This window comes from Streptomyces sp. NPDC094448, assembly GCF_044763775.1.
Lineage (GTDB): Bacteria > Actinomycetota > Actinomycetes > Streptomycetales > Streptomycetaceae > Streptomyces.
In genome coordinates this window covers 580,594-594,085 of sequence record NZ_JBIWGU010000003.1, presented here as the reverse complement: position 1 = coordinate 594,085, position 13,492 = coordinate 580,594, and the positions used below count along the sequence as shown (strand labels likewise).

Sequence of the window (13,492 nt, the reverse complement as noted above, 5' to 3'; positions counted from 1 at the left end):
GAGGTGACGAACGACGTCAGCCAGTTCACCAAGGCCGACCTCTTCCAGCCCGGGAAGCGCACCGAGATGCTGGCCCGCTTCTCCACGGTCGCGGGGGGGGGGGGGGGGGCCCCCCCCCCCCCCCCCCCCCCCCCCCCCCCCCCCCCCCCCCACCCTCGCCCCGGCCGGTTCCGGATCGCCTGTTTCGGATCCTGCCGGGTTCGGCCGGAGAGGTTTCTAGAACCCCTCGGCCCAGTGCAGCCCGTCGCCCGAGGGGACCAGGGCGTGTTCGGTCAGAGTCTCGTCGTCGGTGCTCTCCCCCAGGGCGGCCTGCACCTGGATCTTGGCACCCTCTTCCAGGACCGATTCGACCAGGGCCGAGCCGAACAGGTCGCGGTCACCGCCTCCCTCGGGCGCTTCGATCAGCTCCGAGAACTCCTTGAACGTCTGTTCCCGCCGGGTCACGTATGATCCGGCGTCGATCAGGGCTCCTTCCTGCGAGGCCCCGCCGCCCACCAGTTCCACGAAGGATTCGAGCTCCGAGGTGTTGCTGTTGGTGACCTTCTTCGCCTTCCAGAAGTACGAGTCCTGGTCCTGGTGCATGTCGTAGAAGGCGACGAGGAAGTCGTGGAAGAGGGAGTACTCGCGGCGGTAGCGAGCCTCGTACTCCTGAAAGCACGTCGTCTCGTCGATGTCGATGGAGGAGCTGAGCGCGGTGTTGATGGAACGGGCGGCCAGCAGGGCGCTGTAGGTGGCGAGGTGGACGCCCGAGGAGAAGACCGGGTCGATGAAGCAGGCGGCGTCTCCCACCAGCACCATGCCCGGCCGCCAGAACGTGTCCTGACAGTACGAGTAGTCCTTGCGGACGCGGATTTCGCCGTAGGGACCGCTCTCCACCCGCCTGGCCTCGGACAGGTAGTCGGCGATGATCGGGCACTCGTCGATCAGGCTCGTCAGCGCCTTCTCGCGGTCGCCCTGAACCCGCTCCAGGGCGTCGTGCCGCAGGACCGCTCCGACGCTGGTGAGGTCGTCGGTGAGGGGGATGTACCAGAACCAGCCGGCGTCGAAGGCGGCACACAGGATGTTGCCCCGGTTGGGGGCGGGCAGCCGCTTGCCGCCCTCGAAGTAGCCGAAGAGCGCGATGTTGCGGAAGAAGTCCGAGTAGTGGCGCTTGCCGCCCACCCGGCTCTGGATCCGGCTCTTGTTGCCGGAGGCGTCCACGACGTACCGGCTGCGTACCTCTCGTCGGACGCCCTGCGCGTCGGTGAACCTCACTCCGCCGACCCGGCCGTCGCCGTCCTCCACGACGTCGACGACCGCACACTCCTCCCGGACCTCGACGCCCTTCGCGCGGGCGTTGTCCAGGAGGATCTGGTCGAACTTCATGCGCTCGACCTGGTACGCCAGTGAGGTCGGGCCGTTGAAGTTGGCGGCGACGGAGAAGGAGAAGGTCCACGGTTCGGGGTTGTTGCCCCAGCGGAACGTACCGCCCCGCTTGGGCATGAAAGCGGCCTTCTCCAACTCCTCGGTCACTCCGAGCAGTTTGCAGATGCCGTGGACGGTCGACGGGAGGAGGGACTCGCCGATCTGGTAGCGGGGGAACCGTTCCTTCTCCAGCAGCAGCACTCGGTGGCCCTGCATGGCCACCAGAGTGGACGCTGTGGATCCGCCGGGTCCGCCACCGACTACGACGACATCGAACTCCTCGGGACCAGCGGTCTGTTCGGGGTGCTGCGGACTCATCTTCTGCCTCCTTGGTGAACCGGATCGCCGCCGGGGCGGTCGGGGGGTGGGGAGTGCCGTGCGCTGCTCGCACCCTTCGGCGTTCCCCGGCATCGGGCGGACCGATCCGGATCATGGCGACACGGAGCACGGGCGGCGCCGTCATCGAGTTGAACGCAGCGAAGAGAACGAGCGGCGCATAGGACTCGATGAACGGTGGTATGGATGCCGTGGCGTGCTACAGAGTGATCTCCAAGGCAGAGGATGCATGACCGTGAAGGGCGAGCAGACGAAGGCGCACGGTCCGCTGCGCAGCGGACGGGGCGTGCTCTTCACGGGGCGGGCCCGGCACGGCTCCTTCGCGCGGGCGAGCTGGATACCCGCGCCGGGAGACGGAGCCGTGGGGGCCCTGTGCGGCCGGTGAAAGCCCCGGACCGGTCAGGAGGCTTGGTAGGCGAGGCTGTTCGCCGCGGAGACCTGCCGGGGAACCGGAGCGGGCCTTTTGCACGAGGCGGCGAAGGGCTGTCTGGGGCGCGGCCTGCGGGCCTCTCGGGTGCTGGACGCCTCGGCCAGGCGCACCGGTTCGGCCGGTGCGGGTGCGGCCTGGAAGTTGCCGTCGAGAACGGCCCGGCCGAGGGAGGTGATGCGATGGATCACCGTGTTGCGGTCCCGCTCCGAGAGGATCAGGCCTGCGTTGCGCAGGATGCCGGTGTGCTGGCTGACGGCGGCCGCCGAGGTGCCGACGCTCCGGGCGAGTTCACTCGTCGTGCCGCCTGCGAGCGTCAGCCTCAGCAGGTGTGCCCGGGTACGGCCCATGAGCGCGTCCAGCGCCTCGACATCCTTTCCCTGGGCGGTCCACAAGGCACGCTCCTCGGTCGGCGTGGGACGCACGGAAAAAACGAGGACCGGTAGTTCGCTGGTCCCTCCGACATCATGCAGAAATACGGCGGGGCGAGATCCGAGAAAAATTGAAGGTGCTATTAAAAGGCCTTTTGCGTCGAGTTCGAATTCGATGCCTTCGCCGCCGGAGATTTCCAAGTACGGACGCTTCCATGAAATTCCCGGATGCAAAGAATTCAAGAGGCCCTCGCCCCGGTCGGGCGCCACCCCTATCCGCTTCTCCCGCGCGGCGCCCAGGTGAACCAGCATCTGCGGCCAGTAGGGGTTGACAGAGATATCGGTGTACCGCTCCATGGCCGAGCGCACTTCGCCGCGCCTGAGGCCCGACGAGAGGATCCTCTCGTCGGAGGACGAGCTTCCGTCGCCGGCGAGCAACCAGGTCAGGTCCGAGCTGCGCCGCAGTGCCCGGATGGCGTCGCGGTCGGCCCGGCTCGACCGGAGCCGGCCGGACACCTGCTCCTCCCACGCCCTGAACCCCGGCTCCCCCCGCCCGCCCATATGCCTGAGGGAGAAAATCGCCTCCGCCACCGGCCCCAGGGTGGCCATCATGTGCACATTCTCGACACTCTTGCGATTCAGACGTATCCGCATCATTCCCCCACTACGCACCGGCCAGGACCGCGCAACCGAGGGCCGTATAACCGGATCGGTCGCCCATCGAGTACAGCAAACCTGGCGGTCGTTTTGCGACGCGCCGAGCCAGCCGTCCTCAAAGTAACAAGCCCGATACAGATACGGTAGAGTAGGTGAATCTTCAGCCGGAACTAAATCGGCTTGCCCAGCCGAGGGGTCCAATGATAAGGAACCGGAAACGCGGCGATTGACTCGGAATGCAGACGCTACCGTTTTGGGCGATTTTCATCCGGCGAACCCACAGCACCAAGTTGGGTGTAATCACCACATACGGTGAAGGGGGAAGATGGCGGCGACCGGCGGGGGAACTCGGTCGCCGCCATCGGCTTCAGGCGTCCCGTCGACGCAGGACCACGTAGCCGGCCACCTGGGCGGCGGCGACCCAGACGATGACGACCAGCAGTGCGCCCATCCGTCCGTACGGCTCCGCATCACCGTCCATCAGGTGCTGGCCGGCCGTGGAGGGCAGATAGTCCAGGATCTTCTTGGTGAAGTCACTGCTGGAGAGCGCCAAGGCACCGGGCAGACCCGCGAGGATCATGAACACCGTCGTAAGAGTGCCCACGGCGCTGCGGATAGCGGCCCCGATCCCGATGGCGAAGACGCCCATCATGGCGATGTAGACACCGGTGAACAGGATCGTCGGAATCGCTTTGCCCAGGTCGGAGTCGGCGTACTCGAACAGGAGCGGTGCGGTGGTGACCGTCCCTACCAGGCCCAGCAGCGTCCCCACCACGAACATCACCGGGGCGGCGACCGCCGACTTCGCGAACAGCATGCGGCCGCGCACGGGCACGCACTGCAGTGTCGTACGGATACTTCCCGTGGAGTATTCCGTCGTGATGGCCAGCATGGCGAGCGCCACCACGGCGAACTGCACCATGTTCACGGCGAGAACCATGGGATGGGCGATCGCGATATCGACGTTCTTGTTGTCACTGCGATTGCTGTTGGCCATGCTGACGCCCAGTCCCGGTGCGAAGATCGCCATCAGGGCGACCGACCCGGCAAGGCACCACCAGGTGGCACGCACGGACCAGAGCTTGGTCCACTCCGCGGCCACCGCGCCGAGCGTACCGCCGCCCTTCTGCTGTGCGGCCGCCCTTGGCGCGCGCGTGCTCACGGTTGTGCTCGACATGGCTCAGGCCTCGACTTCCTGCTGTTCCTGGTAAGGGACTGCGTCCCCGGCCACGGGCTTGGGCGACTTGTACTCGATGCTGGCGGCCGTCATCTCCATGTAGGCCTCTTCCAGCGAGGCCTCGACGACGCGGAGTTCATGGAGGCGGATGCCCAGCTGGTAGGCCAGGTCACCGACCGACTGAACCGAGATCCCGGAGACGAGGATCTCGTCCTGCTCGTGCCGCTGCACCTCAAGGGACTGGGCTTCAAGGCGCTGGACGAGGGCGTCCATACCACTGGTGTCGGGTGTACGCACCCGGACCGCGGTCAGTGAACTGCGGGCGATGACACGGTCGATGGTGTCGTCGGCGAGCAGCTTGCCCCGGCCGATCACCACGAGATGGTCGGCCGTGAGCTGCATCTCGCTCATCAGGTGGCTCGACACGAAGACCGTGCGCCCCTCCGCCGCCAGCGACCGCATCAGTTCGCGTACCCAGCGCACACCGTCCGGGTCGAGGCCGTTGACGGGCTCGTCGAACAGCAGGATCTCCGGGTCACCGAGGAGCGCGCTGGCAATGCCGAGCCGCTGCCCCATACCCAGGGAGAAGGAGCCGGACCGCTTCTTCGCGACCTTTTCGAGCCCGACGGTCTCCAGCACCTCGTCGACCCGCTTGCGGGGAATGCCGTTGCTCCGCGCCATGGCCAGCAGATGGCTGTGCGCGCTGCGCCCGGGGTGGAGTGCCTTGGCATCCAGGAGAGCGCCGACCTCACGCAGCGGATGGGTCAGCGCGGCATAGGGCTTGCCGTTGATCAGTGCCTCACCCGAGGTGGGATTGTCCAGACCCATGATCATGCGCATCGTGGTGGACTTGCCGGCTCCGTTCGGGCCGAGGAACCCGGTGACCTTGCCCGGGGCGATGTCCAGGTTCAAACCGTCAACGGCCGTGGACGTGCCGTACTGCTTCGTCACTGCACGCAAGGTGATCATTGCCAGTCCGTCCTCAGGTGTCCGTTCATACCGCTGACCCTAGGAGCCGGACCCTGTGCTGGTCTTCCCTCCATCGACAGAGCACCACTACGACTTTCGACAGAGACGCCGAGGGCGCAGAAAGGGCCCGTGCCGGCTCTGCCTCCGGCACGGGCCCTTCCCCGTCGTCCCCTGTAGTTACCTCCGCTGACCTGCTACAGCAGGTCCTCGAACTCGTCGATCTCCTCCTGGGTGATCGCCTCCAGGGCCACGTCCGACGGAGTGAGCCCGCCGGCGTCCGGCCGCTCGGCGTACTCGACCAGGGCTCGCAGCGCCCGGAACCACAGCCGGGCGAGCTGCGCGACGGAGTCGTCCGTCACCAGGCGCCGCGCCCAGCTCCAGCTCGCCACCAGTCGTCCGCCCCCGGGCCCGGCCTCCGTATGGGAGTTCAGCTCGACCACATGCGCCAGTGGCGCTGTGTCCGCCTCACTCGACGGCCCCGCGTCCCAGGGCTCCGGGGCCCAGGAGGCACCGTCGTCGGCGCCCTCGGTCGCGAACCGGCCCAGATAGTTGAACCCGAGCTGCGGCCGCTGCCCGGCGGCGAGCCGCTGCCGGGTGCGCGGGTTGAGGTAGCGGAGCAGTCCGTAGCCGATGCCGGAGCCGGGTACGGCCCGCAGCTGCTCCTTGATCCGCTTCAGCACGGTGCCCGCCGCGGGCCCGCCCGCCCATGCCTCGGCCCTGTCGTAGGTCCCCGGGTCGAGTCGTACCGGATACATGCTGGTGAACCAGCCGACGGTACGGGACAGGTCGGCGCCCTCCACGGTCTCCTCGACCCGGCCGTGGCCCTCCAGATCGACCAGGAACGACGACTCGGCGCCCCGGCCCCGCCACTCGTCGAGGGCCCAGGCGAACGCGGCGAGCAGGACGTCGTCGACCTTGGCGTTGAACACCGAGGGCACCCGGGTCATCAGCGGTCCCGTCACATCCTCGGGCAGTACCAGCCGCAGCCGCCCCGCGGTGCGATGCGTGTCCTGCTTGGGGTCCATCGGCCCGGAGCCGATCAGAACCTCAGGACCGCTCAGCACCCGCGCCCAGAAGTCGGCCTCCGGGAGCCGGTCCGGACTCTGTGCCACCTCCTGCAGTTCCCGGGCCCAGCGGCGCAGCGAGGTTCCCACCGCCCCGAGCCTCGGCAGACGGCCGTCTGCCACGGCCTCGTACGCCTCCATCAGGTCGGGAAGCAGGATGCGCCACGAAACCCCGTCCATCACCAGGTGATTGACCACCAGCAGCAGCCGTCCCCGCTGTGCGGGCCCTTCGTCGAACCACACCACCTGGAGCATGACGCCCCGCTCCGGCTCCAGACGTTCCGCGGCGGCCTCCGCCTCGGCCGCGTACACCCGCTTCCGTTCCTCCTCGTCCCGCCCGGCAACGACCACCCGGCGGGTCACCGATCCGGCCCGTACCGCGCCGGGCTCGGCGATCTCGCAGGCAGGCCCGGCCGAGTCGGCGGACTCGGTGACGCGCATACGCAGCGCGTCATGGTGGTCGAGCACCGCCTGCACGGCCGTCATCAGCGGCTCGAACCGCAGATCGGCCGGCACCCGCAGCACGGTCGACTGGTTGAACCGGTCCAGGGGGCCGCCCCGTTCACGCAGCCAGTGCATGATCGGCGTCGGGGGCAGCGGACCGATGCCCGCGCCGGGCTCCTCCGCCCGCGCCGCCGCCGTCCCGGCGTCCATGGAATCGGCGATGGCGGCCACCGTGCGCCGCTCGAAGACGTCCTTGGGCGACATCACCAGACCTGCCTTGCGGGCCCGGCTGACCAGCTGGATCGACATGATGCTGTCACCGCCGAGATCGAAGAACCCGTCGTCGATCCCGACCTCGGGCACACCGAGTACCTCGGCGAACAACCGGCACAGCGTCTCCTCGCGCGCGGTGCGCGGCGCACGCCCCGGCTCGGCCGTGTGCCCGGGTGCCGGCAATGCCGCGCGGTCGAGCTTTCCGACGGACGTCAACGGCAGGGCGTCGAGCTTCACGATCGCCTGCGGGACCATGTAGTCGGGCAGCGCCCGCGCCAGGTGGTCGCGCAGCTCCCGCTCGGCGCCGTCGAGGGCCGGCACCACATAGGCGACGAGCCTCTTGTCCCCCGGCCGGTCCTCCCGTACAACCACGGCGACCTGGGACACCGACGGATGCGCGGCGAATGCGGCCTCGACCTCCGACAGCTCGATACGGAACCCGCGGACCTTGACCTGGCTGTCGGCCCGCCCGAGGAACTCCACCCGGCCGGCCGCGTTCCACCTGACGATATCGCCGGTACGGTACATCCGCGCGCCCGGGGAACCGAAGGGGTCGGCGAGGAACCGCTCACCCGTCTGACCGGGCCGCCCCCAGTAACCGCGGGCCAGTCCGGCACCTGCGACGTACAACTCGCCCGGCACACCCACGGGTACGGGCCGCAGCGCCTCGTCCAGGACGTAGTGCCGCATGTGGTCCATGGGCCGGCCGATGGGTACGTTGCCCGCCGCGGTCTCGACGTCATAGGGACCGACCTCGTGACAGGTCGCGAACGTCGTCGTCTCGGTCGGGCCGTAGACGTGGACGACCCGGGTCGACGGGCAGTGGTCCATGACCCTGCGCATCGCACCGGCCGAGGCAAGGTCACCGCCCGTCCACACCTGCCGTACGGTCGCCAGGGACTCCGGATGTTCCTGCGCCAGTACCCGGAACAGTCCGGTGGTCATGAACAGTGCGGTGATCCCGTTCTCGACTATGACCCGCCGCAGCGTCTCGATGTCCAGATCACCGGGCGGCGCGACCACGACCCGGCCGCCGTTCAGCAGCGGTGCCCACACCTCGAACGTCGAGCCGTCCCAGGCGTGCGACGAGTGCAGCGGCACCCGGTCGACCACTCCGTCCAGCCAGCGTGTGTCCTCGGCCAGGGCCGTCACATCGGCGTGGGTGACCGACACGCCCTTCGGCTCACCCGTGGATCCGGAGGTGAACATCACGTACACCAGCCGGTCCGGCTGGATCTCCAGCCCCAGGTCGCCGTCCTGCGGCTGGGGGCAGCGCCCGCCCACCGGCTCCTCCGCGTCCACCAGGAGCAGCGGGACGCCCGGCCCGACCGCCTCCGCCCGGGGATGCAGAGCCTGGTCGGTGAGCAGGATCTCCGCGCCCGTCCCGTCGAGGATCCAGCGCATCCGGCTGTCCGGATAGGCCTCGCTGAGCGGAACATACGCGCCACCCGCCTTGGCCACCGCGAGCAGCGCCACGACGAGTTCGGCGGAGCGCCGCATCAGCACTCCCGCCCGTGACTCCGGCCCGAGCCCCAGCCCGACCAGGCGGTGCGCGAGACGGTTGGCCCGTCTGTTCAGCTCCGTGTACGTGAGCTCGACACCTTCGTGTACGAGCGCGACGGCATCCGGGGTGCGGGCGACCTGCGCCTCGAAGCGGTCCGACAGCGAGGTGCCGGCCCGGACCCGGCCCGGGACGTCCGTGTCGTTCCACTCGACGAGGATCCGGTGCAGCTCCCCCTCGCTCTGCAGAACCGTCTCGTCAACGCGCCGGTCGGGGTTCGCCACGACGGCGTCCAGCACCCGGACCATCCGTTCGGCGAGGAGACGTACGGAATCCTCCTCGAACAGATCGACGCTGTAGTCGATCCGTCCCGTCAATCCGTCCTCCGTGTCCCCGAAGGAGAACAGCAGGTCGAATTTGGCCACACTCGGCCCGGCCGCGATGGACGAGACCTCGAGCCCGGGCAGCCCGGCGGCTGCCGAGAGGGCCTGTTGCTCCTCGTCCTCGTTCCAGCTGAGTGCCGTTTGGAAGAGGGGGTGTCGGGAGGGGGAGCGTTCGGGGTTGAGGGCTTCGACGAGGCGTTCGAAGGGGATGTCCTGGTGGGTGTAGGCGGCGAGGTTGGTTTCGCGGGTGCGGGTGAGGAGTTGGGTGAAGGTGGGGTTGCCGGTGAGGTCGGTGCGCAGGACGAGGGTGTTGACGAAGAAGCCGACCAGGTCGTCGAGGGTGTCGTCGGTGCGTCCGGCGATGGGGGAGCCGATGGGGATGTCGCTTCCGGCGCCGAGGCGGGAGAGGAGGACGGCGAGGGCTGCCTGGAGGACCATGAAGGTGCTGGCGTGTTGCTGGCGGGCGAGGTGGGTGAGGGCGGTGTGGAGGTGGGTGGGGATGGTGAAGGTGACGGTTCCGCCGCGGTGGGTGGGGACGGCGGGTCGGGGCCGGTCGGTGGGGAGGTCGAGTTCGGTGGGGAGTCCGGTCAGGGTGTTCTGCCAGTACGCGAGCTGGCGGGAGACCGTCGAGTCGGGGTCGTCTTCGGAGCCGAGGACGTCGCGTTGCCAGAGGGTGTAGTCGGCGTACTGGACGGGGAGGGGGGCCGGGTCGGGGGTGGTTCCCGCACGGCGGGCGGTGTAGGCGGTGGTGAGGTCGTGGGCGAGGGGGGTGAGGGACCAGCCGTCGGCGGCGATGTGGTGCACGACCAGGAGCAGGACGTGCTCGTCCGGTCCGAGGCGGAACAGGGTGGCGCGCAGGGGGAGGTCCCGGGTGAGGTCGAAGCCGTGTCCGACCGCTTCGGCGAGTGCGTCCTCCAGTCCGTCTTCGGTGACGGACCTTACCTCCAGGTCCGGCCGGGCGAGCCCGGCAGGACGCACCACCTGATATCCAGTACCACTACCGCCGTCACTGTCGGCGTGGGTGAAGACGGTCCGCAGTGCTTCGTGGCGTGCTACCAGATCTGTGAGCGCGTCGCGGAGTGCTTGTTCGTCGAGGGTGCCGGTCAGGCGCAGGGCGACGGGGATGTTGTAGAGGGCGCTGTCGGGTTCGTACTGGTGCAGGAACCACAGCCGCTGCTGGGCGTACGAGAGCGGGATCCGCTGCGGGCGCTCCGCCCGCGCCACCACCGGTGTCCGTGCGGAGGCTGCTTGGGTGAGTTGCTGGGCCAGGCCTGCCACGGTCGGTGCCTCGAACAGGGCACGGACCGACAGCTCCGCACCCAGAGTGCTACGGACACGGGACACCAGCCGCGTAGCAAGCAGCGAGTGGCCGCCGAGGTCGAAGAAGCTGTCGTCGATACCCACCCGCTCCAGACCCAGCACATCCGCGAACAGCCCGCAGAGGATCTCCTCCTGCGGAGTGCGCGCACGGCGCGCCGCATCGCTCGTCGCCTCGTAGTCGGGCATGGGCAGGACGCGGCGGTCCAGCTTGCCGGTGGGCGTCAGCGGCAGCTCGGGCAGCCGTACGATCGCCGCCGGCACCATATGGTTGGGGAGTCGGTCGGCGAGGTAGTGGCGCAGGTCGACGGGGTCGGCCTCGTCGTCTCTGGCAGGAGAGAAGTAGGCGACCAGGCGTTTGTCACCCGGCCGGTCCTCCCGCACGATGACCGCTGCCTGGGCCACGGCCTCGTGTGCTCCGAGCAGGGACTCGATCTCGCCCAGCTCGATCCGGAAGCCCCGCAGTTTCACCTGGTCGTCGGCCCGGCCGATGAACTCGATCAGGCCCTCCGCCGTCCAGCGCACTACGTCGCCCGTGCGGTACATGCGTGCGCCGGCAGGTCCGAACGGATGGGCCACGAAGCGCTCCGCCGTGACGCCCGGCCGGTTCAGATAGCCGCGGGCTACGCCGGCGCCTGCCACGTACAGCTCACCGGCCACGCCGACGGGCACCGGACGCAGTGCGGAGTCCAGGACGTACACCTGGGCGTTGGAGACGGGTGTCCCCAGTTCGGCGGGACTGGTATCGCGTACGACGCCGGTGACGCTGTCGGCGGTGCACTCGGTCGGTCCGTAGAAGTTGAAGGCGACCAGGCCCTCCACCGAGGTGAGTTCGCGGCGCAACCCCTCGCCGATGGGCTCACCGCCCAGAACCACCAGCGACGGGCGATGCCGGTCCTGGCCCAACAGCCCCGCCGCGAGGAGATGCCGGCACTCCGACGGTGTCATGTCGACGACGTCGATACGTCGCTCGTCGACCTGTCGAGCGAAGGCCTCCGGGTCGTGGCGTGTGTCGTCGTCGACCAGGTGGAGTTCGTGGCCGTGCGCGGCCATCCACAGGAACAGGCCCCATGATGCGTCGAAGGAGAAGGAGGCGGTGTGCGCCATGCGCAGTCGGCGGCCGCCGACGGACTCCACCACCTGGGTGAGGATTTCGTACTGGTGATGGTGGAGCAGGTTGCTGAGGCTCGCGTGGGTGACCAGGGCCGCCTTCGGACGCCCGGTCGAGCCGGAGGTGTAGAGGATGTATGCCCCGTTGGCGGGAGTTGCGCGGACGTTCGTCGGATCGGTGTCCGGCTGGACGGCGAGGGCGCGGAGTGTCTCCGCGTCGTCCAGGTGGACGACAGGGGTGCCCGAGGCAGCGAGCACGGCGACGCGGTCGGCGGCGGCGGACACGGTCACCACGAGCGCGGGCGCCGAGTCGGTGAGCATGAACGAGGTACGGTCGACGGGGTATTCCGGGTCTACGGGCAGATACACCGCCCCGGCCTTCATCGCGGCCAGCAGGGACACGATCGAGTCCACCGAACGCGGGAGCACCACGGCCACGATGTCCTCGGGGCCGATTCCGTGCTCGGTGAAGAGCCGGGCCAGCCGGTTGACCCGTGCGTTGAGTTCCCGGTAGGTGACAGGAGTGTCCTGGAAGACCACCGCCGTCTCGTCCGGGGTGCGGGCCGCCTGGGCCTCGAAGAGCCGGGGCAGGATGTCGGTGGGTACGGGGCGTCGGGTGCTGTTCCAGTCGACGAGCATGCGCCGGATCTGCTCGTGGCCGAGGGCGTCGACGCGGCCGACCGGGGTGTGCGGGGCGGTGAGGAACAGCCGGAGGATACGCAGCAGGTGCTCGGCCAACTCCTCGGCCCGGTCGCGCTGGAAGACGTCGGGCCGGTAGTCGAGCTGGAACCGCAGCGTGGAGTCCGGCATCGCGACGAGGCCCAGCGGGTAGTGAGTGGCGTCGTAGCCCTCGGTGCTCAGGATCTTCAGTCCGTCGGCGGTACGGTCCAGGCCGGCAGCGTCCAGTGGGTAGTTCTCGAACACCATGGAGGTGTCGAACAGGTCACCCACTCCGGCCAGGCGCTGGATCTCGGCGAGGCCGAGGTGCTGGTGGGGAAGGAGACGGCTCTGTTCCTGCTGGAGCCTGACCAGCATGGCCGTGAGGGGCTCGGTGGGGCGTAGCCGCAGACGCAGCGGCAGGGTGTTGATGAACAGACCGACCATGTCCTCGACGCCGTCGAGCTCCGGCGGCCGGCCCGAGACGGTGACACCGAACATCACGTCGTCGAGCCCGGTGATCCTCGACAGGAGCAGTGACCAGGAGCCCTGGACCACGGTGTTCAGAGTCAGCCCGTGCTCGCGGGCGAACGCGGTCAGTGCCCGTGTCTCATGGTCGTCCAAGCCGAACCGAATGTGTTCCGGGACCACCGCGGGCTGGTCCGGTGTGAGCGCCGCGACCCGGGACGGCTCCTCGAAATCGGCCAAGGCCTCGGCCCACGCCCGGCGCGCCGCTTCGGTGTCCTGCCCGGCGAGCCAGGTGAGGTAGTCGCGGTACGGGCGCGGACGGGGAAGACCGGAGGGGTCGCCCTTCGCCAGGTAGAGCGCGAACAGCTCCTTCATCAGGGTCTGCATCGACCAGCCGTCGAGCAGGATGTGATGGTTGGTGAGGACGAAGCGGTGGCGCTGCTCCCCGAGGTGGATGAGTGTGAACCGCACCAGCGGGGCCTGCCCCGGATCGAAGCGGCGGTCCCGGTCCTCGAACGCCACGGCCTCCGCCCGCTCGGCCCGTTCCGCCTCCGGCAGGCCGCTGAGATCGACGGTGCGCCAGGGAAGGTCTACCTCACGGAGGACCAGCTGGGCCCATTCGCCCGTGGCACGCTGCCGGAAGGCCACCCGCAGATTGGGGTAGCGGGCGAGCAGCGCCGCAGCCGCGGCCCGCAACGCGTCGCTGTCGAGCGGGCCTTCGAAGTCCGTCGTCACCTGGGCCACGTAGACGTCGGTGGCAGTCCCGTCAAGGACGTTGTGGAAGAGCAAGCCTTCCTGAAGGGGGGACAGCGGGTAGATGTCCTCGATCTTACGGGGCCGTCGCGTCACTGCCATCTCTCCCACTCGGACCGCGCTTTTGTTGCCGTGGCCAGCGCTGCGAAAATGGCTGCTGGCAGCAATAGTACTCGGCAAC

The 13,492-nt window shown here is 68.9% G+C and carries 6 protein-coding genes and 1 pseudogene; 2 read left to right on the top strand and 5 right to left on the bottom strand.

All coding sequences use genetic code 11. From position 1 onward, the window contains the following. A pseudogene (locus tag ACIQ9E_RS08620) lies at window positions 1-105 on the top strand (catalase); the annotation flags it as partial. Between the two features lie 111 nt (window positions 106-216). On the opposite strand, the gene ACIQ9E_RS08615 reads toward ACIQ9E_RS08620, so the two are convergent. Beyond that, entirely contained in the window at window positions 217-1,722 is a 1,506-nt protein-coding gene (locus ACIQ9E_RS08615) for a tryptophan 7-halogenase (RefSeq protein WP_403704008.1), read from the bottom strand. A gap of 247 nt (window positions 1,723-1,969) precedes the next feature. Between ACIQ9E_RS08615 and ACIQ9E_RS08610 the strand changes: the two genes are divergently transcribed. Further along, a complete protein-coding gene (locus tag ACIQ9E_RS08610; RefSeq protein ID WP_403704005.1) occupies window positions 1,970-2,125 on the top strand; it encodes a hypothetical protein in 156 nt (51 codons plus the stop codon). Between the two features lie 14 nt (window positions 2,126-2,139). On the opposite strand, the gene ACIQ9E_RS08605 is transcribed toward ACIQ9E_RS08610, so the two are convergent. The 4 genes from ACIQ9E_RS08605 to ACIQ9E_RS08590 all read right to left on the bottom strand — a co-directional run bounded on the left by ACIQ9E_RS08605 (window position 2,140) and on the right by ACIQ9E_RS08590 (window position 13,413). Then, the gene (locus tag ACIQ9E_RS08605) at window positions 2,140-3,150 is read right to left on the bottom strand and encodes an ArsR/SmtB family transcription factor (protein WP_403704003.1); all 1,011 of its coding nucleotides are present in this window, start codon (window positions 3,148-3,150) and stop codon (window positions 2,140-2,142) included. A 412-nt stretch (window positions 3,151-3,562) separates the two neighbouring features. Next, window positions 3,563-4,372 (bottom strand): ABC transporter, encoded by an 810-nt coding sequence (locus tag ACIQ9E_RS08600; RefSeq protein ID WP_403704000.1) that lies wholly within the window; start codon window positions 4,370-4,372, stop codon window positions 3,563-3,565. Between the two features lie 3 nt (window positions 4,373-4,375). After that, window positions 4,376-5,341 (bottom strand): ABC transporter ATP-binding protein, encoded by a 966-nt coding sequence (locus ACIQ9E_RS08595; RefSeq protein WP_403703997.1) that lies wholly within the window; start codon window positions 5,339-5,341, stop codon window positions 4,376-4,378. 194 nt (window positions 5,342-5,535) lie between these two features. Then, entirely contained in the window at window positions 5,536-13,413 is a 7,878-nt protein-coding gene (locus ACIQ9E_RS08590) for an amino acid adenylation domain-containing protein (RefSeq protein ID WP_403703994.1), read from the bottom strand. Window positions 13,414-13,492 lie beyond the last annotated feature (79 nt).

Bases quoted from the DNA above. Each gene is read 5' to 3' on its own strand.
- ACIQ9E_RS08590 (WP_403703994.1), bottom strand. From the start codon at position 13,413: ATGGCAGTGACGCGACGGCCCCGTAAGATCGAGGACATCTACCCGCTG.
- ACIQ9E_RS08615 (WP_403704008.1), bottom strand. From the start codon at position 1,722: ATGAGTCCGCAGCACCCCGAACAGACCGCTGGTCCCGAGGAGTTCGAT.
- ACIQ9E_RS08605 (WP_403704003.1), bottom strand. From the start codon at position 3,150: ATGATGGCCACCCTGGGGCCGGTGGCGGAGGCGATTTTCTCCCTCAGG.
- ACIQ9E_RS08595 (WP_403703997.1), bottom strand. From the start codon at position 5,341: ATGATCACCTTGCGTGCAGTGACGAAGCAGTACGGCACGTCCACGGCC.
- ACIQ9E_RS08610 (WP_403704005.1), top strand. From the start codon at position 1,970: ATGACCGTGAAGGGCGAGCAGACGAAGGCGCACGGTCCGCTGCGCAGC.
- ACIQ9E_RS08600 (WP_403704000.1), bottom strand. From the start codon at position 4,372: ATGTCGAGCACAACCGTGAGCACGCGCGCGCCAAGGGCGGCCGCACAG.